Origin of the sequence: Synechococcus sp. ROS8604, assembly GCF_014279655.1 — a bacterium.
Taxonomy (GTDB): domain Bacteria; phylum Cyanobacteriota; class Cyanobacteriia; order PCC-6307; family Cyanobiaceae; genus Synechococcus_C.
Genome location: NZ_CP047946.1, coordinates 1,661,288 through 1,683,627, shown reverse-complemented (window position 1 = coordinate 1,683,627; position 22,340 = coordinate 1,661,288). Strand labels below are relative to the sequence as shown.

Below are 22,340 nucleotides of genomic sequence, written 5' to 3'. Positions count from 1 at the left end.
GAACCGGGGCAAAATACGTTTACCTCGACAGCTCTTCCATGAGCCCCTTGATCAGGCCCCTGCGCAGTCTCGCCAATGGCCTCGGCTTTGCATGGTGGGCTCGTGTCCAGACCCATGGGCCTGATGTCACCTATTGGTTCGGTCCCTTTGTCACCAAGAATGGTCTCGAGCAAGTGCTCCCAGCCTTTCTCGATGACCTTTCTTCAGAAGCACCTTCGTCAATCGATCATTCGGTTCTGCGTTGCCGTAGATCGGAACCGCTAACAATCAACGTTCAAGGCTGATCCTGCGGCTGATAGCGTCGCTGTTGGAACCCAAATCCTGTCGATGGCGATTGCCGAGTGGCGTCAGCAACTTGAACGCGGTGAAGTCTCCGCCAGGGAGCTAACTGATCATCATCTGGCCCGAATCGAGGCAGTTGATCCAAGTGTCCATGCCTTTTTGGAGGTCACAGCCGATCGAGCTCGCGCTGATGCGGATCGCTTGGATGAAGCGCGGGCGGCAGGAGAGGACCTGCCTCCTTTAGCGGGTGTGCCAATCGCCATCAAGGACAACCTCTGTACAAAAGGAATTCGCACAACCTGCTCCAGCCGGATGCTGGAGTTCTTTGTCCCGCCCTATGAATCCACCGTGACTGATCGCCTCTGGCGTTCAGGAGCGGTTCTGATCGGAAAGACCAATCTGGATGAGTTCGCCATGGGCGGCTCAACCGAAACATCCGCCTTTGGACCAACCGCCAATCCTTGGAATACGGGCCACGTGCCTGGAGGGAGTTCTGGGGGAAGTGCAGCAGCCGTTGCCGCAGGCGAATGCATGGCCTCCCTGGGGTCCGATACAGGTGGATCCATCCGACAGCCAGCATCCTTCTGTGGCGTGGTGGGTTTAAAACCCACCTATGGTCGTGTGAGTCGTTATGGGCTGGTGGCCTTTGCCAGCTCGCTTGACCAAGTGGGTCCCTTTGCGACATCCGTCTCGGATGCAGCTGAACTGCTGCAAGCGATCGCTGGGGAAGATCCTCGAGACTCCACCTGCCTCAAGGCTCCTGTGCCCAATTACCGCGATCGTCTAGGACGCTCCGTGAGTGGGCTTCGTATCGGAGTGGTGCGCGAGTGCTTTGACCAGGAAGGACTCGACCCGCAGGTCAAAGCGTCGGTGCTTGCCGCCTCCGACCTCTTGCAGTCTCTAGGAGCCGAGCTCGTGGATGTGAGCTGCCCTCGCTTTAACGACGGCATCGCCACGTATTACGTCATCGCCCCATCCGAAGCCTCGGCCAATTTGGCTCGCTACGACGGCGTGAAATACGGCTTCCGAGCTGAGGATGCCTCCAGCCTTGCTGCGATGACGGCGCAAAGCCGAGCCGAAGGCTTTGGTAGTGAAGTGCAACGGCGCATCTTGATTGGTACCTATGCCCTTTCCGCTGGGTATGTGGACGCTTACTACCGCAAGGCCCAGCAGGTTCGTACCTTGATCCGTCGGGACTTCGAGACGGCCTTTGCCTCCGTGGATGTGTTGTTAACCCCCACGGCTCCGTCCACAGCCTTTGCCGCTGGTGCCCATGCAGATGATCCCTTGGCGATGTACCTAGCGGATCTACTGACGATTCCTGCCAATTTGGCGGGTCTACCGGCCATCAACGTGCCTTGTGGATTCGACAGCGAGGGGCTGCCGATCGGGGTTCAACTGATTGGCAATGTGCTCGAGGAACCTTTGCTTCTCCAAGTGGCCCACCAGTACGAGCAGAGTGCAGATGTGATGGCCCGACGCCCCGAGGGCAGCTTGATCCCTGCTTGATCCATAGCAAAGGGGCATCACCCCCTGCATGTGGTGCGTGCAGGGGGTGATGCCCCCATATCTTGCGCATGCGTTTACGCTAGGGGTATGGCATTTGTTCCCCTTCACAACCACAGCGATTACAGCCTTTTGGACGGGGCCTCGCAGCTTCCTCAGATGGTTGAACGTGCCAAAGAGTTAGGGATGCCGGCACTGGCACTCACGGATCACGGAGTGATGTACGGAGCCGTAGAGCTGCTCAAGTTGTGCAAAGGAGCGGGCATCAAGCCAATTATCGGCAATGAGATGTACGTCATCAACGGTTCCATTGATGACCCTCAACCTAAGAAGGAGCGCCGATATCACCTCGTGGTGCTGGCGAAGAATGCCACTGGTTATCGCAACTTGGTGAAGCTCACCAGCATCAGCCACCTGCGTGGAATGCGAGGGCGAGGAATCTTTTCCCGTGCCTGTGTTGATAAACAATTGCTGAAGCAATATGGCGAAGGTTTAATCGTTGCCACCGCTTGCCTTGGTGGTGAAATTCCTCAGGCGATTATGCGTGATCGTCTGGATGTAGCCCGTGATGTGGCCCGTTGGTATCAGGACGTCTTTGGCGATAATTTTTTCCTGGAAATTCAAGACCACGGCTCACCTGAAGATCGCATCGTCAATGTAGGCATTGTTCAGATTGCCAAGGAACTTGGAATTCGTTTGATCGCTACCAACGATGCTCATTACCTCACGCGCAACGATGTAGAAGCGCATGACGCTTTGCTGTGTGTTCTCACCGGCAAGCTGATTAGTGATGTTAAAAGGTTGCGTTACACCGGCACTGAATATCTTAAAAGTGAAGAGGAGATGTCACGGCTCTTTGCTGACCATCTTGAGCCAGATGTGGTGTTGGAAGCAATTGGCAATACTGTACAAGTTGCAGAAAAAGTTGAGGATTACGACATCCTTGGCCGGTATCAGATGCCGCGTTTCCCAATCCCAGAGCCACACACTCCTGTGAGTTATCTCCATGAAGTGACGGAGCAGGGTTTACGCAACCGATTGGAGATTGATTCCGAAACAGCCATTGATCCGATCTATGGAGATCGTCTTTCCCATGAATTAAAGATCATGGAACAGATGGGATTCCCCACCTATTTCCTTGTGGTGTGGGATTACATCCGCTTTGCACGAGAGCAGGGAATTCCCGTTGGACCGGGGCGTGGATCAGCGGCGGGGTCATTGGTGGCCTATGCGCTAGGAATTACCAATATCGATCCCGTGAAGAATGGCCTGTTGTTTGAGCGATTCCTGAATCCAGAACGGAAGTCGATGCCTGATATTGACACCGACTTCTGTATCGAACGTCGGGGAGAAGTGATTGACTATGTCACCCGCCGTTATGGCGAAGACAAGGTGGCTCAGATCATTACTTTTAACCGCATGACGTCCAAGGCGGTTCTAAAAGATGTGGCAAGGGTTCTTGATATTCCCTATGGCGATGCTGACCGACTTGCAAAGTTGATTCCGGTCGTACGCGGCAAACCAGCAAAATTGGCAGCCATGATCGGTGAGGAATCTCCCAATCCTGAATTTCGCGAAAAGTACAAGAAAGATCCTGTCGTTAAGCGTTGGGTCGACATGGCGATGCGCATTGAAGGGACGAATAAAACCTACGGAGTGCATGCTGCTGGAGTTGTGATTGCAGCGGATCCTCTAGATGAACTTGTTCCCCTTCAGAGAAATAATGATGGACAGGTTATTACTCAATACTTCATGGAAGATGTGGAGTCGATGGGGCTTCTGAAGATGGACTTCCTGGGTCTGAAAAATCTCACGATGATTGACAAAACTCTGGAGCTTGTTGCTACCACGATTGGAGAAAGAGTTGATCCGGATAAGCTTCCTCTTGAAGATCCTGAAACGTATGCCTTGCTTGCTCGTGGCGACTTAGAAGGCATTTTTCAGCTGGAATCAACGGGGATGCGTCAAATCGTTCGCGATCTCAAGCCCTCATCTTTAGAGGATATTTCCTCGATTTTGGCTCTTTATCGTCCTGGTCCTTTAGATGCAGGACTGATTCCAAAATTTATTAATCGCAAGCATGGTCGTGAGGTGATTGATTTCGCGCATCACTCGATTGAGCCGATCCTTCAAGAAACCTACGGGATCATGGTTTATCAAGAGCAAATTATGAAAATTGCTCAGGATATGGCTGGGTATTCATTGGGAGAAGCGGATTTACTCCGTCGCGCCATGGGTAAGAAAAAGGTGTCGGAAATGCAGAAACATCGTGGAATCTTTGTGCAAGGCGCTTCCGATCGTGGTGTGGATAAGAAAATCGCTGACGAACTCTTTGACCAAATGGTTCTCTTTGCTGAATACTGTTTTAATAAAAGCCACTCCACGGCCTACGGAGCTGTTACTTATCAAACTGCGTATCTAAAAGCGCATTATCCGGTGGCTTACATGGCCGCCTTGCTCACAGTGAATGCTGGAGCCAGCGACAAAGTTCAACGCTACATCTCCAATTGCAACGCAATGGGCATCGAAGTGATGCCTCCAGATATCAATGCATCTGGGATTGATTTCACTCCTAAGGGTGATCGCATCCTGTTTGGGTTGTCAGCTGTTCGCAATCTTGGTGATGGCGCGATTCGCGCCGTGATTGGCTCTAGGGAATCAGAGGGGCCATTCCAATCCCTTGCTGATCTCTGTGATCGTCTTCCCTCTGCGGTGCTTAATCGCAGAAGTATGGAGTCGCTGATCCATTGCGGAGCGATGGATGCTCTTGAGCCCGAGGCGAATCGGGCTCAACTGATGGCTGATTTAGACCTTCTTCTTGATTGGGCTACGTCCAGGGCCAAAGATCGCGCCAGCGGACAGGGCAACTTGTTTGATTTGATGGCAGCGTCCAGTGAGGGCGCTGATGAGGCAGGAACTGACCTCAGCTTGGCGCCCAAGGCTCCTCCGGTGAAGGATTACCACCCCACTGAAAAGCTCAGGCTTGAGAAGGACCTTGTTGGTTTCTATCTCTCCGATCACCCGTTAAAACAGCTCACTGCTCCGGCGAAACTTTTGGCTCCTATCGGCCTCGGCAGTTTGGAAGAACAAGCCGACAAAGCCAAGGTCAGTGCGATTGCGATGGTGAGTGAGATGCGTCAGGTCACCACTCGCAAAGGGGATCGAATGGCGGTGTTGACCTTGGAAGACCTCACTGGATCCTGTGAAGCGGTGGTCTTCCCTAAATGCTATGCCCGTTTGGCTGATCACCTGATGGCTGAGGCTCGTTTGTTGGTTTGGGCCGCCGTGGATCGCCGCGACGAGCGGGTCCAATTGATCGTGGATGACTGTCGAGCGATTGATGATCTGCGTTTACTGATGGTGGAACTTGATCCAGAACAGGCCAGCGATGTGGCTGTTCAACACAAATTGCGCGAATGCCTTCAGGCCTACCGCCCAGATCAGGAACAGTTAGGCGTCAGAGTCCCGGTTGTTGCCGCAGTGCGCCAGGGAAATACGGTTCGCTATGTGCGTCTTGGACCACAATTTTGTGTTCGCGATGCCTCTGAAGCTGCTCTTCATCTTCAAGAGAAGTCCTTCAACGTGACATGCAGCGAACCTCTTCTGAATTAAAGCGTTGATTTAGGTCTGTTTTTGAGCACGAATGGATTCGCGCATTCTCTGGATGTTGGGCTTGATGTGCTCGAGTCCCAGCAAGGTCCCTGCATTCGGTTCCCAACTGGCTGATAAAACGCCATAGCTGAGACCCCCTAGTCCCAACAAAAAGAAACCACCAGAGGCCAGCAAGGTGATCCCAGGAGGAACTTCCATGATCTGACGTGAGACCAGGAAATAACTTCCAACGAAAACACCCATTCCCATGATTGAAGGGATGCCTGTGGCGATCGCCACGCGTCGTGCCATTCGGTTGGCAACAGACTTGGGAATGGGTTGACTGCTTCCTGATTGAGAGGCAGACCGTTTGGATTTGGATTGTGCTTTCGATCCTTCTGCTGACCGGCGCGGCTCGAAGGGCAGAGAGTTGCGTCGATCAGCCATGAGGTCCGTGAAATCCTGTGCAGCTTGCTTAGCCGCGGATTCCAAGCTTAGAAATGAGATCGCTATAGCGCTGCTCACTCTTGCCTCGGACGTAGCCAAGCAGACGCTTGCGACGACCAATCATCTTGAGCAGCCCCTGGCGGGACGAATAATCGTGGATGTTTTGCTGAAGATGGCTGCTGAGCTTCGAGATGCGCTCGCTCAGCATGGCGACCTGAACTTCTGCCGATCCGGTGTCGGTGGCGTGGGTTTGGTGGCTGTTGATGAGTTGCTGCTTTTCCGTTGTATCGAGCGACATGCGAAGCGTCCGGCCCTATTTGTGCAAACAACTAATTTACCTCTTCATGGTCACGATTACGACGAAGGGCGGTTCAACCAACGCAGGCTTGCGCGTAACCACCCATCCCCGTCATCCGATGCCGGGACGTCTTCTCCATTGGTCACAGCGCGCATCGCGCTGCGGATCTCTAAATCCTCATATCCGAGTGTGCTGAGGGTGAGCTGTAAGTCCTGCAGGGGGTCGGGATCAATCGGCAGCGATTTGAGATCACTTCTGTCCACAAGGGAGAGGTCGGAACGATCATTGTCTTGATTTGCACTCCATGCACCCAGCCGATCGCGAAGTTCCACCGCAAGGCGTTCTGCTGTGCGTTTGCCTACGCCCTGCGCTTGGGTGAGGCGTCGCAGGTCTCCATCGATGATCGCTTCAATCAACTCGGCAGCGCTGCAGCTCTCCAACAACGCCAGCCCCACTTGAGGACCGACCCCATTCACGCTGATCAGAACGCGAAACAGATCTCTTTCTCTGCGATCTGGGAAGCCAAACAAGCTCGAGCCATCGTCCCTTTGCACCTGATGAATCCAGACGGTGCAAGTTGTCCCTGCGGAGAGAGGTTGTAGGTACCTCGAAGCCAGTTGAACCTCATAGCCCACACCTGCGCAGGCAATAACCAATCCCTGACGTCCGCCCTGACTCCAGTGTTCGATGCATTCTCCTTGTAGCCAGCCGATCATGCGAGTTCTTTCAATGGCCCCATCGAGGCTTCTGTGGGCATGACCTGGGGACAGTCATCTGACAAGTCAACCACCCGTCTTGAGCTTGAGGAAGCGACCGTGCTTGATCGCGGCGCGCCAATGATGGATTGCAAGAGCACACAGGGGGGCGCCTCGTTGCAATGACTGGCAAAAAAAAAGAAGGCGATGAAGCCTTCTTTGGGGGGTGTGAGGAGCCAAATCTTGTGAGGAGATGGCCGTGTCCATCTTTATGAAGAAGGTCCCACTCAGTCAACTAACTGACACGTAGAGACTTGTTTGTTTCGATGTCTGTGGGGCTTTGCTCGCGAAGAGCACTCTTTTGGAGTTTTCAAGCCATGCGGGCCTGGCCTACGGCGGCAAGGGCTCAAGAGATGGATGCTCACCGCATAAAAAAAGAAGGTGTTTGATGCCTTCTTTGGGGGGTGTGAGGAGTCAATCCTTTGTCAGGAGTTGACACGTTCTTTATAGGTCAAGGCTCAGGCTTTGTGGCAATCCAACAAGTGACAAGACGTGTCTTGCACGCTGCTCTTCTTCATTCACCATGTCGGTGTGAGGAGGACTTCTTCGCGGAGTGGAAACAAGGCAACACGCCTGTTAAGAAGTCGAGAAACCCTGCCTTTGGCGGGGTTTTCTTTTGGCCAAAGCTTTCATCGGCTGGCTAATGGGAAGAAGCAACTCACGAATCAGTGTGATCACTGCAATGCCAAGTCTTTGGCTTCCTTAAGGGGGCTGGATCTGTGCGGCATCCATGGTGTGGCGGATCGCCGCTCTTCTCGGCAAATGTCGTGTCCCCCTCCCAATCCTCAATGTCGATTACGAGACCCCATTTTACGAAGAGATGATGCTAGAAGGTCGGGAAGAAGATGCCTTGAAGATGAACGATAGTAGCTCCATAACCCTGCTTCAGCTTGTCCAGGAGGTTGCCTACTGCGATGGCTCAATGTCTCAGGAAGAAGAGGAATTGATCCTGTCTCTTATTGATAGCCATGGCCTTCAGGAAGATCGTGATGCCTTGAAAAACCGTTTGGTTGAAGGTTATTCATTGCCGTCACGCAACATCAGCGTGGCAAGGGGAAGTACTCAGCGGATTGAGCATGATGATCTTTTCAAGCGCTTGATTGCACTCAAGTCTAAGGAAGAACGAGATCTTGCCGTCAAGTTGGCCTATCTCACGGCCATGGTCTCCAGAGATCAAGATGATTTGTCAGACATCAATGCCCAAGAGCTCGCTCTTTTTCGAAAGATCACTGAGGCCTTTCATTACCCAGAAGAACGGGTTCGGGCTATTCAGTGGGCGGCAGATGAAGAGCTGCAAAAATGGAACATTCCTTCTCTAAAGCAGGTGCTTTTAAGTTGGCTCGGCTAACGCGACTTAAAGGAAATTTCCGGCATAAAAAAAGATCTCCTCGGAAAGAGATCTTTTTTTATTAATTGGAAGATCGCTCACTCAAGCGACGTTCATTCGCAGATCCCGCCCAAGGAACGATTTACATACAGCAATAGGCTGGTGAAGCTTTGTAAGGCTCACTGTTGAGGCGCTTGATTCAATTTGTAGATATTAAGAGCGAAGCAGGCGGTCCCGAAGCTCACGAGAAGCACGAGAAGATCTTGGGTGTCCATGGGTTGAACCGGTAAGGAGTGTTCAGTAGGGGGCTCAGTTTTGAGATGCTTTTGCGTTCTTCACGACTGGCAGATCGGAAGGCTGGGCAAGGATGTAGACCACGGCAGCGGAAACAATTCCGGTGAAGGCGATCAGGCCAAAGATGGCAGTTGAGTAATCGGTCATCGGATGGGGCTTTTTTCTTTATGAAACAAAGCCTAGGCCATTTGTAACGAAAGGTAAAGCCCGGCTGTTTTGCTTGTGGGTCTCCAGGTAGCAGGCATAAAAAAAGAAGGCGACGAAGCCTTCTTTGGGGGGTGTGAGGAGTCAATCCTTTGTCATGGTTGACGGTGCTATTAAATCCAGAAATCTTGTAACAGTCACCTAAGTGTTGGCAGAAAGTGGCACAGCGCCAATCGCAAAGCACAATTGATTTGTGAGGAGTGCTTCTTCGCGGAGTGGAAACAAGGCAACACGCCTGTTAAGAAGTCGAGAAACCCTGCCTTTGGCGGGGTTTTCTTTTGTCTCTTCGTTTTGACTGCTGCTTCGTTCCCTGGCCGCTGTCTCTGGTTGGGCGTTCACCAGCGCCGGTGTGGTGGGTTCGCTCCGGCAAATCTTTGCCTGCGTTCAGCGTGTCTCGTGAGGGGGTGGCTGTTGCGGACTCCAGCGCCACGACTTCCACCCTTTAGGCTAGTACGTCTGTACTAAAGCGAGGGGGTTATGGAGGAGTGGAGCTATGTGGATGATCGGGAGCTGCAGAACTGCCGGTGTTCCAATGTGTGCGTGGCGTGCCAGCACTTCAGGCATGGTGTTGATCAGCACTGCCACACGCTGGTTGCTTGCAACATCCGGCAGCAGCAGCTGCAGCAGGGCCAGCACCTCACCAAGACTTGCAAGCTATGGGCACCTACCTGGCAGAGCAGAGCAGGCTGGGCACCCGAGATGGGGTGAAACGCTAGGGGGCTGACGGGGAGGCGAAGCTAGAGCTACTTTTTTAAAACAAAAAGATAGTGGAATGCCATGTCAAAAATAATCGCATCTGTTGAAGCTGGTCACTTCCTTGCCTCTGAACTGTTTGATGCGCACGTGCAGGCAGAGCTTGCAGCAGATTTGGATGCCACCATGGAAACCATGGTGGATAGTCCGCATCTCCTTAACCTTGGTTCCGGTTCAGGCGGAGTGGGTCAAGAAGGCGTTCGTCGCTTTTATGCAGAACAGTTAATCGGCCAGTTCTTTCCACCCGATGCAGAATTCGTGCCGGTGTCACGAACCATTGATGGAGAGCGCCTCGTGGATGAGGTGGTGATCAAATTTACCCACACCCAAAAAATCGAACACCTTCTTCCCGCAGTGGAACCCACTGGGAGGAAAGTAACGATCGCTTTTGTTGTCATTGTTGGCCTTCAAGACGAGAAGGTGGCCTACGAGCACATTTATTGGGATCAGGCTGGACTGCTGGTGCAACTCGGGCTCTTAAACCCCCAGGGTCTCCCCATTGATCCGACTGCTGCAGAGCGATTACTTAAGGTCATGAACCATTAATTTCACCGTTCCTTTTTGGTGTGATGTAAAGGCCTGTCAGTCGTTTCGTTGATGCTTAGAAACCTGTCCCATCGGCTTCTGTTAGTCAGCCATCTTTACCCTAAAAAAACAGGCCAAAAAAACGAGCGGTTTCTCAGGCCGCTCGTGCTCTCCCTTTTGTCAGCAGCTCGACGCCGCTGCGCAAAGGATCTTGCATGTCCATGGTTTTGTTTGTAGCGATACACACCCTGCTGAAGACTGAGAAAGAACGCAGAGACATTGGCGGAGCGTCCCTGCTTGTCAGAGTTGAACGGATGGGATGCAATCTGCATGGCCGCCAGGATGTATCTGCATTGGACCGCCACTGGCTACGACTGGATTCGTCCTGGGCTGTAGCCGCTGATCTTTTGGCTCGTTATGACATTTCTTACGCTTGGGATACCAGTCTGAAGCGATTTTTCGTGGGGTCCCTCGATGTTGCTCCTACGTACCGAGCCGATGCCATTCAGGCCGATGTGGGTTGGGAGTTATTGGAGATGTCATTGCAGACCGGAAAGGCTCCTGTGATTCTCACTGGAATCATGAGGCCCTCGAATGATCGCCCTGTTCAGACCGCCCGCGCCTGGTGCAGGGTGGTTGAATTTGCTGAAGAGTTCGGCATTTCGATCGCCTACAACCCTTTCGTGCTCGGAGAACGAAGGGGGGGATAAGCTGCGCATCAGAGACCTGGATCCAGCTGTTGATCACCACGGCTCATCCATGAAGAGAGGCCGCCCCTCCCAGATAGGAAAGACGGCCTAACTCGCTCGTTTATGCATATCGCAGACCATTAATCAGTGAATCTGTATCGCGGAAGCCTGAACCTCGTATCGAAAACAGTGAACTGAAAGATTGGTGCGAAGCGACTGTCTGCAGGATCACCTGGGGCCGGGGCTCTAGGTGTGGGGTCGTTTTCTCCTTGGGGCACCTAGGACGGTGCAGTTGGAGCATCGATTGGCGTGGCGCGCAAGGCATTGCCTACCAAAGGAACAACCCACGTCTTGTTGAGACTGTTGGAGCAGGGACCTGAAGTCAGCTTGCTTCTGCTGATAACTCAGGTGGAGTGTCGTCTGTCAAAGCGCCTCCGATCTCGATGCCCATAGTTTGCGGTAGCCGTGCAGCGTTGCCATCGGTGTAAAGGCGCATTGCCTTCACAGCAGAAACCACCGAAATTAGGAATGGCGTGCCTCATCAGCTAGACGATTCAGCGCATGGCTACAGACAAGTGTTGATCGATGTTTTGTTGAAGAAAGGCATCAACACGGCAAAACTGAATCCATCGCGATCATGAAAACCGGTCAAACATGCATCTCTCTTGTGTAGCGGTGGTGTCTTGATTGGTTCCCCTAGATGCCCTCTGACCATTGCTCTTTTCCTGATTCCAGCCTCCGATCAGCCTTGTCAGAGTGGTCCCGCAACCGCATGGATGGGCGGTTGTACCTATCGCAGCTTGCTCAACGAGTTTGTAGAACGAATGCAGCCAAACTTTCGCTCATGGAAATCCATACCGCTCATGCTCAACCGATGGGGAGTTTGATTTTTGAAGGTCATCACAAACCGTTTCACGCCTTGGCCTGCCCTCTCAATCCTCAATCTGTACGGATTGCCAAGAAAAAGTAATTGGGTCTTGTCTCAGCAATGATTCAGCATTCGTCCGCCTCGTGCGGATTTTTTATGCTCCGCCACTGCTCTATGGCCATCAATAGTGATCCAATTGGCAACTATCGTGCTCTGTATTAATTGGCAGGACTGCGAAGTTATGCCGTGGTTACGGAACACCCCCAACTGCTCATGCTGCCTGTCCTGCCAAGCCTGAATGTTTGGATGACAGCGCTCAAGCGCTGCACGCAAGGTTTTTTCGTTGTTTGCATGGTGTTGCTACTGAACCTTGGATTAACCGGATGTGGACCATCCGATCAACCTCCACGTGGTGTGTTGCTGAAAGCGCTGGGGCTTCAAATTCAATTAACCCAAACAGCGATTGCTCGCTCCCTGGAGTTAGAGCCCGTTGGTGTGCCTGAAGTGAGTCGTGTGCGCGTGGAAGAGCAGGAATCGATCCGGCTCGGTGAGCAACGTGGAATCCATCTCACTGGGCGATTCGATTGGAGACTTCCCTCTGATTCCGTGCGTGTAGATAGTCCTTTTGAGCTCTTTTTAGAGCGAGGTGAACGGGGCCAAAGCTGGCGTCTAGCCCAACCGGTTGGTTCGAGTGATGGGACCTCTCAGGATTGGATGACCCATCCTTTGCCGATTGATTAGCTCTGATTCCGGGTTCGAAAGGCTTCAGGCTTCTGCTTTTCGAGCCGTCCTGGCGCTCAGGCTGATCAACGTTGCCCCCAAGACGCACAAGGCTCCAAGCACTACAGCGCTCGTAATCGGCTCAGCAAAAAACAACACGCCCCACAGGGATGCAAATACCACTTGGACGTAATTAATCGAGGTGGCGCGGGCTGCAGGCAGGGCGGATAGGCCTTCTGTTAACCAGATCTGTCCGATCTGAGTGAACAATCCAACCCCGATCAGCCAGAGCCATTCCGTTGGATTGGGCCACAGCGTGGCTTGGCCCCATAGCAAGGGCAGCGTTGCAGGTACAGACACCAGGGGAAAGTAAAAGACGATCACTAGAGGGTGCTCTTGAACCGATAGCTGGCGCACACTCACGTAAGCCAGTGCCGTCAGCAACGCACCACCGAGGCCAATCAGTGCCGCCATGGCGGGCAGGCTTCCCATCGTGCCCCCGACCCATTCCGGCTGCACCACCAATGTGACCCCTACTAGGCCTAGCAACACAGCGATGCCGATTCGGCGTCGGATCGGCTCGCCTAATAGCAACCATGCAGCTAGTGCCGTCAGCGTTGGGTAGGTGTATTGCAGCAGGGTTGCTGCCGCGAGTGGAAGCCGAGCGAGGGCCTCAAAGAAACACAACAACGCGGCGGTCCCTAATCCTCCACGGATCAACAACAACCCACGTTGTTCGCCCCAGGGCGAGACCTTGAGACGACGCAGCATCGCCATGGTGATGGCAATGCTGATCAGGGAGCGCACCAGCACGACTTCTGCCACTGGCAGCCGTCCCCCAAGGTGTTTCACGCAAACGGTCATCAAACTGAACGCCAACGCACAGGCGATCAGGGCACCGCAGGCTCGCCACTCTTTCGAAGATTGACTGCCTCGTATCGCGCCTAACAGCCCCTGCATGGTGGTTTCGACGACACCTGCCAACCATGGCGCATCACGCATGAACAGCCAAAACGGCATTGGGGCTCGCAGAATGGAGACATGGCGATGCCCCGTCTACACCCCCGCACCATTGACGCCGTTAAAGAGCGCGCCGACATCGTTGATGTGGTGGGTGAGCACGTGGTGCTCAAAAAAAAGGGACGGGAATTCGTTGGTGTTTGCCCGTTTCATGACGACAGCAAGCCGTCGATGACGGTATCGCCGCAGAAGCAGTTTTATTACTGTTTCTCCTGCGGAGCCGGTGGCAATTCCATCAAGTTTTTGATGGAGTTTCAACGGCAGAGCTTCAGCGACGTTGTTCTGGATTTGGCGCGCCGGTATCAACTGCCGGTGGAAACGGTTGATGGTCCTCAACAGGAGCGTCTCCGTCAACAACTGTCACGGCGTGACCATTTACATCGTGCCCTGGCGCTCGCCTCAGGTTGGTTTCGCAGTCAGCTCAAGAGTGCATCGGGCGCCGATGCCCTGGCTTACCTGCGCGATCAACGTGGCTTGAGCGAAGCCACGATGGAGACCTTTGAGCTCGGCTATGCCCCTGATCAGTGGGATGGTTTGCTCAAGCATCTCCAACACGTAGAGGGGTTATCGCCAGAGCTGCTTGAGTCAGCGGGCCTGGTTGTTCCACGGAAAGGCGGCAACGGGTTTTATGACCGCTTCCGTGGCCGTGTCATCGTTCCGATTCGCGATCGGCAGGGTCGGGTCATCGGTTTTGGCGGTCGAAGCCTTGATGGCAGCGATCCCAAGTACCTGAATTCTCCGGAAACAGAGGTCTTTGAAAAAGGCAAGCACCTCTTCGGGCTTGATCAGGCGGCTAATGCGATCCGCAAGGACGATCGAGCGGTGGTGGTGGAGGGTTATTTCGATGTCATTGCCTTGCATGCGGCGGGAATCACCAACTCTGTGGCTTCGCTTGGTACCGCCCTCAGCAGTCAACAGATCACCCAACTGTGCCGATGTAGTGATGGCAAACGCATCGTTCTCAATTTTGATGCTGACCGTGCCGGAATCCGCGCTGCCAACAGGGCGATCGGTGAGGTGGAGCAGCTTGCGCTTCAAGGACAGCTGGAGTTGCGAGTGCTCCACACACCCTCTGGGAAGGATCCAGATGAGTACCTCAAGGATCACGGCGCTGGGGACTATCGCGCCCTGCTTGATCAGGCCCCGCTTTGGCTCGATTGGCAGATCGAACAGGTGCTGGAAGACCGTGATCTGACCAAGGCTGATCAGTTCCAACAAGCCGTTAGCGGGTTGGTGGAGCTGTTAGGCAAGCTGCCTCAATCTGCAATCCGCACGCACTACCTCCAGCAAGTTGCGGAGCGGTTAAGCGGTGGTCAAGGCCGTTTGGCGTTGCAGTTGGAGCAGGACTTGCGCCAACAGGTGCAAGGTCAGCGCTGGCATGGACGTTCAGCCCGGCATGAAAAGGCTGGTGAAGTCAGCCAGCGAGAGCGTTGTGAAGCCGAGATCCTGCGTATTTACTTGCATTGTCCGATGCATCGCTCCCAGGTGCGTTGCGAATTACGCCAACGGGAGTTGGAAGACTTTGCCCTTCAGCACCACCGTCTGTTGTGGTCTGCGATCACCGATCTTGAGGAAGGCAACATCGGCTCCGGTCGGTTGGAGGCAATCAGTCGGGGGACGGATCCTGGTCATGAGTTGTCCGACCTTGATCTACCCCGTTTGCTCACCGATCAGCTGTTGCTGGAAAACAGTGCCTTGGTCGCCAGGTTGACGCCACTTTTGGAACCCGCTGAGCTACAGCGTTTGGCGTTGGCGCGTCCTATGGATGTTTTGCGAGGCACCGCGGCGATTTTGGAACGACAGAAAAGCCATAAACGCTGCCGTCACCTGCTGGAAGCCTGGGGTGGTCAACGGCTTGAGACTTTGGAACGGTGCATTGCTTCACTCATTGCTAATGAGCAAGACCAGACAGCGACGGCAGAGGCAGTGGATATGGAAGGTCGTATTCAGGAGATGTTTGAACAATTGAATGCTGATGCACTTCGATTGCAAGAGCTGTATTACTCCGAGAGGAAGCATATTCAGCATCTTGATCAACAACGTTGTGCTGGTTATGAGGTTGCTGTTGCTAATCCCCCTGAATCCATTCCTCCTGCGGCTTGATGGATTGGCGCTAGCCCAGCACCTCTATGTCTTGATTTCGCAACATCAGGGTTCCTCGTCCCTTGAGGAACGCGAGTGGTTCATTGCGAACATGTGCCATTTGATTCGACGGCGTGTTCAAGATGGCAACCAGAGACGGAGAACCCTCCGTTTGGCCTTCTCGATGATGCCGCAGTGTTTTTTTGCAGCTAGACATTGAGGGTGTTTTTTAAGCCCAATGAAAACTGCGCTCGCCACACTCGTTGTTGCTCTTGCAGCACCCATTGCTGTTACAGCTGCTCCTGGGGTGCCTGACTCAGTCATGAGCCATATCACTCAGAACTGCAACGCAGCTGTAGCTGGAAACAGTGAAGCAACTCAATCCGACGAAGACTGCATCGCTAGAGCTGTGGAGGCTTACCAGAAGACCCAGCGATAAAACGCCCGCACAGACTGGTTCTGCATAAACGAGTGACAGTCTTTTTGGCCCTGCAGGTAGCAGGGCTTTTTATTTGGCAATCTTTTTTGCTTCTATCTAAAACCTAGTGCAAACTATTTTGGTGGATTGGTGGAATCAGTGAAAGACTAATTTGATCTTGTCATTGCGATGGGCAAGCGACCAGTTCTCTTCAAGCCTGGAGCCGCACAAACTCGCTTGTTGGGGTGACTCAGCTCGATGCGCTAACAGCTGCGGCAGCTCTGATCTCAGGGCCTGTTACCACACGCCATGGCGTTTGCGCTTGCGTAGAGCTTGCAACAGTCCTCGAAATCTTGCATGGCTAATAATGGATGAACAGCTCTCCTCAGCGATGTCTGAATTTTTTGAAGCGATCTGGCATGGAGAAGGAATCGGCGATGGTGGCGATCTCGATGAAGCCCTTCAGTCCTTTGTGGTGGTGAAGCCTGAAAATAATGATTGGATCGAGGCGTGTGCTGTCGAGGGTGCTAAACCCTGTATTGAGCGTTTCGCATCCTTTGATTCCTATCTTGACAATCAGGATGCCCTTGAAGTGATTACGGTGACGCCTCAGATGATTGCAGTCGCGATTGAGCAATTGCCCGTTTGATGGCTGATTCCACGATTGACTTCTCGACCTACACGCCAGTGAACCACCTCTGGCCTGCTTTTGTGGAACGATTGGGATCTGAGAAAGCACAGCAAGCAGTTCGTCAGGCTCTTGATCTTCAAGGCATGAGTGGTCATGCCGGTAGTCTTCCCGTTTTATTTGTTGAAACCTGTGGCCTGGCGCTAGCTCACACAGATCTTGTGCGAGAACAGACAGGTCTTAACAGCCATGGATATCGCATGGTTTTATTGCTGAGTCGACGTGAATTAGAAGTGCAGCTATTGCAAGATGCGTTGTAAGTGTTGAATATTCGTTGGTATGTATGGTAAGAAAGATCATTAGAGTTGCCATTTAGATCATCGTTTTTTTGCCAATTGATTCGGTGTGTTTGGCATTATGATCGTCTGATTGGGCAGCGACGTAGGAGGCTTTCCATAGGCACTTTGCTTGAACAACATCAGGGTAGTCGAAGCTGCTGCTGGTGGAGGTATTAAGTTGTTGTTGCTAATGTTGATCTTGGATGTTTTTATGCTCTAAATTTCTCTTAAATGCTCAGATTGGCTGGTTTGCCTGCTGGGCCCAGTTCCTGGGATTGATGATGAAGGTATTGATCATAGGCGGAGGGATCGCTGGACTCACGCTTGCCTTAGCTCTTAAGAAGCACGGTATTCCTGTCACTGTTCATGAAAGATATAATCATTTTCCAAATCAGAAAACAGGATTTCTGATTTGGAGTTATGCGATCAAAATCTTGCAAGACTTGGGTGTTCCTGTTGATGGGGTAGGCACTCCCCTCGAAGCATTTCGGATCCATGGTCGAAAGGGAAGATTTGTCTGTGAGATGCCAATCGGTGCGATGTCGCGATTGCAGGGAGCGGATAGTTATGAAATTAATCGATTTCGCCTTTCTGAATTGCTGTCTAGAATGGTCGGTGATGATTTAATTCTTGGCAGTGAATGTGTTCCGTCTCTAGTGTTGAGGATCAGGCGAGCGCAACTTTTGCTGATGGTCGCTCGGACCAAGGTGATGTTCTAATCGCCTGTGATGGCTCTAATAGTGTTGTTAGAACGTTTATTCATCCAGGAGTTCAGCTCAGAATGCTTGGTTCTGGTGGTTGGATATCAGTGATTAATCAAAGGCCTCCATTGTTACCATTGAACACTCAAATGGAGTTTTGGCAGCCGGGGGTGAAAGCAGGAGTTGCTGATCTCGGGCATGGTGAAACCCGCTGGTATGTGGCTTTTAAAAACTATATCCCTCGTGCAACTGAGTCCAAAAAAGATCAGATTCTTAGGCGTATGAAGCCTCTTCCTGAGCTGATCCAGTCCTGTCTGGAATGGACTGATGAAGATCAAATGGTGCCTACGCAGGCTGGCGATCTTTTGGCCTTATCTCCTTGGTACCGTGATCGTGTCTTGATGATTGGTGATGCTGCCCATGCCACCAGTCCTTATGCCGGAATGGGAGCCTGCTCAGCGATTGCTGATGCTGCATTTCTTGCAGATTTGATGGCTTCTGGTCGCTCAGTTCCTGCCATATTTCAAGAGTTCCAAGTGGTGCGTAAGCATGCAGCAGATTCAGTGATTAAGGAATCACGACGCGGCCTTGATGTATCCACTTATGGTGATCTTAAAGGCTGGGTTCGTGATTGGATGTTCAAGAACATGCCAGAGAAGAAGTGGAATCAGATTGTGACTGATATGGTGACTGGTCATTGAATCAATCCAATGGCTTCGATCTTTGTTTGTGGTGTTGATGAAAAACGGCGCTCTTTCGGATTTTTTTGAGAGATTCATTGTTTATGCCTGCACCACAGGCACGTCGCTCAGGCGAGTTGTGGCGGCTCGACCCAGCCGTTCGCGTCGCATGGCCCAGCTCGGATCCAGACCGCAGGCGGCCCATTGCACGGTGCCTCGCCCATAGCGGTGATTGAGACGATCGACCGTTGCCATCAAGCTTTCCCGTTTCTGCTGCTCTTCCTTCGTACAGGGCACCCATAGATGCTGTTGCAGTTGATCGATTCCCTGCAGGTGTTGCATCAGAACACCTGCCTTCGCCAGCGGACGGTGCGGTTGAAAAATGCGTTCCACCAGAGGTAAGGCAGCTGCTAACAACACCCGCGTGTCGTTGCTGGGTAGATCGAGGCTGGTGCTGGCAGCTCGGCTATAAAATGATGGAATGAATGGGCTCGTGCGCGTGTAGATCGTGAGAGCCGCTGTGCGTTGATGTTGCTTGCGCAGTTTTTCCGCTGCTCGCACCACATAGGTGGCGATCGCTTCGCGGAGCTCTTCCAGGCTGGTAATCGGATGGCTGAAGCTGCGGCTTACGCAGGTTTCCTGCTTCGGAGAGGGGTCGAGATCAAGCGGTAGGCAGGCATGACCTTGCAGTTCTTTTTGCAGCCGAACTCCCACTACGCCGGCCTTAGCGCGCAGGCAGCCACTGGGCATATCACGGAGCTCCCGTGCGTTGACCACTCCCCGCATTCGGCACCAGAGGGCGAGTTTGCGGCCGATGCCCCAGACGTCTTCAATGGAAATTGTTTCCAGCCAGCGATCGGGATCAGGACACAAGCCAAGATCAAAGAGTCCGGCGTGGGCTGGCACCACTTTCGCCAGGCGGTTGGCCAGCTTGGCCTGTCCCTTGCTGGCCCCGAGACCAATGGCAATGGGTAAACCGAGGTTGCGTCGAGCCAGGGTTCGCAACCGCTGTGCCCATGGATGCAAATTTCCGTCCGAGGGGCGGTTCAGCCGGGCAAACGCCTCATCAATGGAGTAAATCTCCAAATCCTCAACCTGGCTTTCCAGCAAACTCATTAGCCGCTGACTCATGTCGGCGTAGAGCGCGTAATTCGAGCTGCGAATCACAACATTGTGCTGTTCCAGATGGCGCTTCGCTTTGAAATAGGGGGTGCCCATGGCGATGCCAAGAGCGCGTGCTTCCGCGCTACGGGCCACGATGCAGCCATCATTATTTGAGAGCACCACCACTGGCCTGCCGATCAGGGCTGGATCCAGGCTTTGCTCGCACGAGGCGTAGAAATTGTTGGCATCAATCAGAGCCGTGACCTGGTTCATCGCGACGACCTGAGCGCTAAAGAGGATGGATCACGTGAATCGCGACGCCCCAGATCTGCACATCTCCGCAACGATGGAGGTCTAAATGGGGATAGTCAGGATTCGCCGCTTCCAGGCGTAGTTGGCCGCGATAGCGAGCGAGACGTTTGAGAGTGAAGGCGCCATCCAGGACAGCCACCACCACTCGGCCGGGACGAGGGTCGAGGCTGCGATCGACCACCAATAGATCGCCATGGTGAATGCCCGCCCCCGTCATGGAATCGCCGCTGACGCGCAAAAAGAAGGTGCTGCTTGGATGGCGAATGAGTTGTTCATTGAGATCGATCCCCACATCGATGTAGTCATCAGCAGGGGAGGGAAACCCTGCGGCAACCTGATCACTCGCCAGAGGAAGGCTGAGTCCTTTCCGTTGGAGTCGCAAAGGCTGGGGTGGCTGAAGCGATATCCGATCCGAATTCACGGAAGCGCACACTGACGATCGCTTAATGGTACAAGCGTTCTAGTGCTTGTGCTGTGGCTCGGGCCATGCCAGCGGAGCAGGGTTTCCCTTATAGGGTTGGATTTTGCAAGTCCTTGCTCTTCTTTTCTGTTTCCCAGACCTCAAGGACATCAGGGAAATGCTCTTCTATGCATGCATCACAGATGCCATGGCTGAAGTTTAAATTCGTGCGTGTCGATAAATACTGATCCAGATGCTGCCAATGCCCTTCAGTATCTTTTGCTTTCCTGCAATAAGAACATGTTGAGATGAAGCTGCCTTCATCAGTATGTGAGCAGAAAGATTCAATTAAATTGATGGATCTCTTCCTCAATTCAAGAAAAGCAACGGCTTGTCTTGACAGAGATTGCATGATGTTGAACTGTGTATCGGACAGGCCATGGGGCTCTCTGTCGATCACGCAAAGCGTGCCAATTCTGAGGTTTTCGTCATTTTGCAGAGGAAAGCCTGCATACAGTCTGATTTTAGGCTCACCTCGCACTAAAGGGTTATCAAAGAATCGCTCGTCTTTTAATGCGTCTTCAACGATTAAAGGTTCGGAGGAGTGAATCGCATGGGCGCAGAATGACCAATCGCGAACAGTTTCTTCAGCCTCAATGCCAACCTTGGCTTTAAACCATTGACGATTTGAATCAACAAGGCTCAAAAGAGCAATTGGAGTACCACAAGTTAAAGAAGCTATTTTGGTGATATCGTCATAATTTTCTTCAGGCTTTGTGCCAAGAATTCTATACTCATTCAGCGCTTTCAGCCTTTCTGACTCGTTTATGGGAATTTCAGGCTTTTTCAAGTGATGAACATTGGCTGATTCTATAGTTTTGAGCGTAAATAGCTATAAGTGCATAAAGCAAAATAAAAGTTTATTTTGTATGGCTGAAGCTTGGCGCTGTTCTCCGTTATTGGCTTGTAAGAGTTAACAAAATTGTTAACTTAATCTGACGGTTGTAACGTCCAATGGGCATGAGCCTTGGGATCAGCCGTACTTTGAGTCTGGAGCCGCTAACAGGCCGATCCAGCGTTTGTAAGCCCAGTTCTGATTCTTCTGTATGGAGTTATGAGCGTTTGCTGTGGGCGCAAAGCTGTGGCATTAGGCGCAAAGCTGTGGCATCAGGCGAAAGTCGTGGTTCGGAGTTCGAATCGATCAAGATGATCACCTCTGAAGCTGCTGCTGATGGCCGACTCTCCCTACCTCCTTGCCATCGCCTTGTTTGAGCAGAATGGAAAACGGGCGATGCCCCTCGGGGGACGCTCCCTGCCGCAGGATGTGACGCAAGATGAGGCGGGGGTGCCTGTGCAGATCGCCTGTGAGCTGGCTTTGGAACTCCTTCTTCGCGTTTGGCAACGCAGTGATCAAGGACCCTTGCAACGCGAAGCGGGGCCCGGAAGTTTGCTGATGGCCGAACTTGGCATGGAGCATTTGCCTGAGGATTTACCGCTTCTCAAAGCAACCTGGCTCACCACAGGGGATAGCGCAGCCTTTCAGCGGGGACTGCTAGCGATCAGCTCACGTTGTTGGAGTGTGAGCATCGCCAAATTTGAGCCGATTACGTTCAGCGTCCTGGAGGCGTCATAGAGAACGGAGGCTGAACAGGGAGCTCAAACGCCCTCACGATGCAATCGTTGGGATGAGTGCTGCCAATCCAGCAGCAATGGGATCCTGCTGATCGGCACCGAAGTGAACACCGTCTAGAGGAGACGTTTCAGCGACAGTTTGTAGATCGAAACAACACACCGACTCTTGTTCTGCAAGGTTGCGATACAGAGAGGGAAGTAAACGGGACTTGGCAGTTGCTCCTTTAAATCCCCACGCAAGAGATTGTGGCGTGGTTTGGATGACTCCAGGACTGACTAAAACAATCGCGGGGGGGTGATTGGAATTACGTGGTCCACATTGATAGGACATGCGCACATCATGAATCAGGATTTTTGCTCCAGAAGTGATCTCTTCGGCAGAAAGATTTAGATGATTTTTGCAGTCGTTGCATCCAAGCGCAAGAATGACAACATGAAGAGGCTTGCAGCTATGGAGAATCATGGGCAAGTCTTGCCTGCCGTTGCAGCTGTAGTCGCCACCATAATTAACCGCACCTAGGGGATCATCCATGACCCAAGTTCTTGAATTCAAGCCTTGTTCAAAGACAGTCCAGGTTTGATGATGAGGGTTTTGCTGATTCAGAATCTGTTGTAGTCGATTGGGCCAGCGAGTTTCAAAGGGCAAGCGACCACTCCCATCAGGCGCCATTCCCCAGGTGTTGGAGTCTCCAAAACACAAAATACTTTTTGGCTCCATGCTCTCTGCCTCCAAAGATGGGATCGATGCTTGATCTGAAGACAGCAT

General features: G+C 52.6%; 26 protein-coding genes. 15 read left to right on the top strand and 11 right to left on the bottom strand.

What is annotated here, in order from left to right:
* Positions 1–38 precede the first annotated feature (38 nt).
* The 3 genes from SynROS8604_RS08855 to SynROS8604_RS08845 all read left to right on the top strand — a co-directional run bounded on the left by SynROS8604_RS08855 (position 39) and on the right by SynROS8604_RS08845 (position 5,400).
* A complete protein-coding gene (locus SynROS8604_RS08855; RefSeq protein ID WP_186543704.1) occupies positions 39–284 on the top strand; it encodes a DUF1816 domain-containing protein in 246 nt (81 codons plus the stop codon).
* Between the two features lie 43 nt (positions 285–327).
* Positions 328–1,791: an Asp-tRNA(Asn)/Glu-tRNA(Gln) amidotransferase subunit GatA gene (gene gatA, locus SynROS8604_RS08850; protein ID WP_186543703.1), complete on the top strand. Its 1,464-nt coding sequence runs from the start codon at positions 328–330 to the stop codon at positions 1,789–1,791.
* 87 nt (positions 1,792–1,878) lie between these two features.
* Positions 1,879–5,400: a DNA polymerase III subunit alpha gene (locus tag SynROS8604_RS08845; RefSeq protein WP_186543702.1), complete on the top strand. Its 3,522-nt coding sequence runs from the start codon at positions 1,879–1,881 to the stop codon at positions 5,398–5,400.
* A gap of 9 nt (positions 5,401–5,409) precedes the next feature.
* Here SynROS8604_RS08845 and SynROS8604_RS08840 read toward each other — a convergent pair whose 3' ends face one another.
* From SynROS8604_RS08840 to ruvA, 3 genes are read right to left on the bottom strand one after another with little or no spacing between them, the layout of a single operon-like run.
* Positions 5,410–5,826 carry a PAM68 family protein gene (locus tag SynROS8604_RS08840; protein ID WP_186543701.1) on the bottom strand — a complete coding sequence of 139 codons (417 nt, stop codon included), beginning with the start codon at positions 5,824–5,826 and terminating at the stop codon, positions 5,410–5,412.
* A gap of 28 nt (positions 5,827–5,854) precedes the next feature.
* A complete protein-coding gene (rpsO, locus tag SynROS8604_RS08835; RefSeq protein ID WP_006852884.1) occupies positions 5,855–6,124 on the bottom strand; it encodes a 30S ribosomal protein S15 in 270 nt (89 codons plus the stop codon).
* Positions 6,125–6,180: 56 nt separating this feature from the next.
* The gene (gene ruvA, locus SynROS8604_RS08830; protein WP_186543700.1) at positions 6,181–6,840 is read right to left on the bottom strand and encodes a Holliday junction branch migration protein RuvA; all 660 of its coding nucleotides are present in this window, start codon (positions 6,838–6,840) and stop codon (positions 6,181–6,183) included.
* A 769-nt stretch (positions 6,841–7,609) separates the two neighbouring features.
* Here ruvA and SynROS8604_RS08825 point away from each other — a divergent pair.
* Entirely contained in the window at positions 7,610–8,227 is a 618-nt protein-coding gene (locus SynROS8604_RS08825) for a hypothetical protein (protein ID WP_255444977.1), read from the top strand.
* 288 nt (positions 8,228–8,515) lie between these two features.
* Here the strand turns inward: SynROS8604_RS08825 and SynROS8604_RS15905 are convergent, their stop codons facing one another.
* Positions 8,516–8,647 (bottom strand): hypothetical protein, encoded by a 132-nt coding sequence (locus tag SynROS8604_RS15905; RefSeq protein ID WP_255444976.1) that lies wholly within the window; start codon positions 8,645–8,647, stop codon positions 8,516–8,518.
* Between the two features lie 335 nt (positions 8,648–8,982).
* Here SynROS8604_RS15905 and SynROS8604_RS08820 point away from each other — a divergent pair, with 335 nt between their 5' ends.
* The gene (locus tag SynROS8604_RS08820; RefSeq protein ID WP_186543699.1) at positions 8,983–9,150 is read left to right on the top strand and encodes a hypothetical protein; all 168 of its coding nucleotides are present in this window, start codon (positions 8,983–8,985) and stop codon (positions 9,148–9,150) included.
* A 1-nt stretch (position 9,151) separates the two neighbouring features.
* Here the strand turns inward: SynROS8604_RS08820 and SynROS8604_RS16230 are convergent, their stop codons facing one another.
* On the bottom strand, positions 9,152–9,340 hold the full coding sequence (locus SynROS8604_RS16230; protein ID WP_186543698.1) for a hypothetical protein: 189 nt from the start codon (positions 9,338–9,340) through the stop codon (positions 9,152–9,154).
* 141 nt (positions 9,341–9,481) lie between these two features.
* Between SynROS8604_RS16230 and SynROS8604_RS08810 the strand changes: the two genes are divergently transcribed.
* Positions 9,482–10,003 (top strand): nuclear transport factor 2 family protein, encoded by a 522-nt coding sequence (locus SynROS8604_RS08810; protein ID WP_186543697.1) that lies wholly within the window; start codon positions 9,482–9,484, stop codon positions 10,001–10,003.
* Positions 10,004–10,197: 194 nt separating this feature from the next.
* Entirely contained in the window at positions 10,198–10,692 is a 495-nt protein-coding gene (locus SynROS8604_RS08805; protein WP_186543696.1) for a hypothetical protein, read from the top strand.
* 361 nt (positions 10,693–11,053) lie between these two features.
* Here the strand turns inward: SynROS8604_RS08805 and SynROS8604_RS15895 are convergent, their stop codons facing one another.
* On the bottom strand, positions 11,054–11,188 hold the full coding sequence (locus SynROS8604_RS15895) for a hypothetical protein (protein WP_255444974.1): 135 nt from the start codon (positions 11,186–11,188) through the stop codon (positions 11,054–11,056).
* Between the two features lie 624 nt (positions 11,189–11,812).
* Here SynROS8604_RS15895 and SynROS8604_RS08800 point away from each other — a divergent pair.
* A complete protein-coding gene (locus tag SynROS8604_RS08800; protein ID WP_186545908.1) occupies positions 11,813–12,280 on the top strand; it encodes a hypothetical protein in 468 nt (155 codons plus the stop codon).
* Positions 12,281–12,304: 24 nt separating this feature from the next.
* On the opposite strand, the gene SynROS8604_RS08795 is transcribed toward SynROS8604_RS08800, so the two are convergent.
* Entirely contained in the window at positions 12,305–13,219 is a 915-nt protein-coding gene (locus SynROS8604_RS08795; RefSeq protein ID WP_186545907.1) for a DMT family transporter, read from the bottom strand.
* Positions 13,220–13,300: 81 nt separating this feature from the next.
* Here SynROS8604_RS08795 and dnaG point away from each other — a divergent pair, with 81 nt between their 5' ends.
* From dnaG to SynROS8604_RS08770, 6 genes are all read left to right on the top strand, one after another.
* On the top strand, positions 13,301–15,382 hold the full coding sequence (gene dnaG / locus SynROS8604_RS08790) for a DNA primase (protein ID WP_186543695.1): 2,082 nt from the start codon (positions 13,301–13,303) through the stop codon (positions 15,380–15,382).
* Between the two features lie 217 nt (positions 15,383–15,599).
* Positions 15,600–15,800: a hypothetical protein gene (locus tag SynROS8604_RS08785; protein WP_186543694.1), complete on the top strand. Its 201-nt coding sequence runs from the start codon at positions 15,600–15,602 to the stop codon at positions 15,798–15,800.
* Between the two features lie 370 nt (positions 15,801–16,170).
* Complete coding sequence (locus tag SynROS8604_RS08780; protein WP_186543693.1) at positions 16,171–16,428, top strand: hypothetical protein; 258 nt, start codon at positions 16,171–16,173, stop codon at positions 16,426–16,428.
* The gene (locus tag SynROS8604_RS08775; RefSeq protein WP_186543692.1) at positions 16,428–16,727 is read left to right on the top strand and encodes a hypothetical protein; all 300 of its coding nucleotides are present in this window, start codon (positions 16,428–16,430) and stop codon (positions 16,725–16,727) included. The genes SynROS8604_RS08780 and SynROS8604_RS08775 overlap by 1 nt, the downstream gene beginning before the upstream one ends.
* A gap of 296 nt (positions 16,728–17,023) precedes the next feature.
* Positions 17,024–17,464 carry an NAD(P)/FAD-dependent oxidoreductase gene (locus SynROS8604_RS15890; protein WP_255444973.1) on the top strand — a complete coding sequence of 147 codons (441 nt, stop codon included), beginning with the start codon at positions 17,024–17,026 and terminating at the stop codon, positions 17,462–17,464.
* Entirely contained in the window at positions 17,386–18,147 is a 762-nt protein-coding gene (locus tag SynROS8604_RS08770) for an FAD-dependent monooxygenase (protein WP_255444972.1), read from the top strand. The genes SynROS8604_RS15890 and SynROS8604_RS08770 overlap by 79 nt, the downstream gene beginning before the upstream one ends.
* 81 nt (positions 18,148–18,228) lie before the next feature.
* Here the strand turns inward: SynROS8604_RS08770 and SynROS8604_RS08765 are convergent, their stop codons facing one another.
* The 3 genes from SynROS8604_RS08765 to SynROS8604_RS08755 form a co-directional block, all read right to left on the bottom strand.
* Positions 18,229–19,503, bottom strand: a complete 1,275-nt coding sequence (locus tag SynROS8604_RS08765; protein WP_186543691.1) for a Y-family DNA polymerase — start codon at positions 19,501–19,503, stop codon at positions 18,229–18,231.
* A 16-nt stretch (positions 19,504–19,519) separates the two neighbouring features.
* Entirely contained in the window at positions 19,520–19,963 is a 444-nt protein-coding gene (locus SynROS8604_RS08760; RefSeq protein ID WP_006852864.1) for a LexA family transcriptional regulator, read from the bottom strand.
* Between the two features lie 88 nt (positions 19,964–20,051).
* Positions 20,052–20,792, bottom strand: a complete 741-nt coding sequence (locus SynROS8604_RS08755; protein WP_186543690.1) for a GAF domain-containing protein — start codon at positions 20,790–20,792, stop codon at positions 20,052–20,054.
* 381 nt (positions 20,793–21,173) lie between these two features.
* Between SynROS8604_RS08755 and SynROS8604_RS08745 the strand changes: the two genes are divergently transcribed.
* Positions 21,174–21,575 (top strand): hypothetical protein, encoded by a 402-nt coding sequence (locus SynROS8604_RS08745; protein WP_186543688.1) that lies wholly within the window; start codon positions 21,174–21,176, stop codon positions 21,573–21,575.
* A gap of 33 nt (positions 21,576–21,608) precedes the next feature.
* Here the strand turns inward: SynROS8604_RS08745 and SynROS8604_RS08740 are convergent, their stop codons facing one another.
* A complete protein-coding gene (locus SynROS8604_RS08740; RefSeq protein WP_186543687.1) occupies positions 21,609–22,340 on the bottom strand; it encodes an SGNH/GDSL hydrolase family protein in 732 nt (243 codons plus the stop codon).

What these genes read in the sequence shown, in the direction of transcription:
- SynROS8604_RS08855 (WP_186543704.1), top strand. Translation starts at nt 39, where the DNA reads ATGAGCCCCTTGATCAGGCCCCTGCGCAGTCTCGCCAATGGCCTCGGC.
- gatA (WP_186543703.1), top strand. Translation starts at nt 328, where the DNA reads ATGGCGATTGCCGAGTGGCGTCAGCAACTTGAACGCGGTGAAGTCTCC.
- SynROS8604_RS08845 (WP_186543702.1), top strand. Translation starts at nt 1,879, where the DNA reads ATGGCATTTGTTCCCCTTCACAACCACAGCGATTACAGCCTTTTGGAC.
- SynROS8604_RS08840 (WP_186543701.1), bottom strand. Translation starts at nt 5,826, where the DNA reads ATGGCTGATCGACGCAACTCTCTGCCCTTCGAGCCGCGCCGGTCAGCA.
- rpsO (WP_006852884.1), bottom strand. Translation starts at nt 6,124, where the DNA reads ATGTCGCTCGATACAACGGAAAAGCAGCAACTCATCAACAGCCACCAA.
- ruvA (WP_186543700.1), bottom strand. Translation starts at nt 6,840, where the DNA reads ATGATCGGCTGGCTACAAGGAGAATGCATCGAACACTGGAGTCAGGGC.
- SynROS8604_RS08825 (WP_255444977.1), top strand. Translation starts at nt 7,610, where the DNA reads ATGGTGTGGCGGATCGCCGCTCTTCTCGGCAAATGTCGTGTCCCCCTC.
- SynROS8604_RS15905 (WP_255444976.1), bottom strand. Translation starts at nt 8,647, where the DNA reads ATGACCGATTACTCAACTGCCATCTTTGGCCTGATCGCCTTCACCGGA.
- SynROS8604_RS08810 (WP_186543697.1), top strand. Translation starts at nt 9,482, where the DNA reads ATGTCAAAAATAATCGCATCTGTTGAAGCTGGTCACTTCCTTGCCTCT.
- SynROS8604_RS08805 (WP_186543696.1), top strand. Translation starts at nt 10,198, where the DNA reads ATGTCCATGGTTTTGTTTGTAGCGATACACACCCTGCTGAAGACTGAG.
- SynROS8604_RS08800 (WP_186545908.1), top strand. Translation starts at nt 11,813, where the DNA reads ATGCTGCCTGTCCTGCCAAGCCTGAATGTTTGGATGACAGCGCTCAAG.
- SynROS8604_RS08795 (WP_186545907.1), bottom strand. Translation starts at nt 13,219, where the DNA reads ATGCAGGGGCTGTTAGGCGCGATACGAGGCAGTCAATCTTCGAAAGAG.
- dnaG (WP_186543695.1), top strand. Translation starts at nt 13,301, where the DNA reads ATGGCGATGCCCCGTCTACACCCCCGCACCATTGACGCCGTTAAAGAG.
- SynROS8604_RS08785 (WP_186543694.1), top strand. Translation starts at nt 15,600, where the DNA reads ATGAAAACTGCGCTCGCCACACTCGTTGTTGCTCTTGCAGCACCCATT.
- SynROS8604_RS08780 (WP_186543693.1), top strand. Translation starts at nt 16,171, where the DNA reads ATGTCTGAATTTTTTGAAGCGATCTGGCATGGAGAAGGAATCGGCGAT.
- SynROS8604_RS08775 (WP_186543692.1), top strand. Translation starts at nt 16,428, where the DNA reads ATGGCTGATTCCACGATTGACTTCTCGACCTACACGCCAGTGAACCAC.
- SynROS8604_RS15890 (WP_255444973.1), top strand. Translation starts at nt 17,024, where the DNA reads ATGATGAAGGTATTGATCATAGGCGGAGGGATCGCTGGACTCACGCTT.
- SynROS8604_RS08770 (WP_255444972.1), top strand. Translation starts at nt 17,386, where the DNA reads ATGTGTTCCGTCTCTAGTGTTGAGGATCAGGCGAGCGCAACTTTTGCT.
- SynROS8604_RS08765 (WP_186543691.1), bottom strand. Translation starts at nt 19,503, where the DNA reads ATGAACCAGGTCACGGCTCTGATTGATGCCAACAATTTCTACGCCTCG.
- SynROS8604_RS08745 (WP_186543688.1), top strand. Translation starts at nt 21,174, where the DNA reads ATGGCCGACTCTCCCTACCTCCTTGCCATCGCCTTGTTTGAGCAGAAT.
- SynROS8604_RS08740 (WP_186543687.1), bottom strand. Translation starts at nt 22,340, where the DNA reads ATGCTGTCTTCAGATCAAGCATCGATCCCATCTTTGGAGGCAGAGAGC.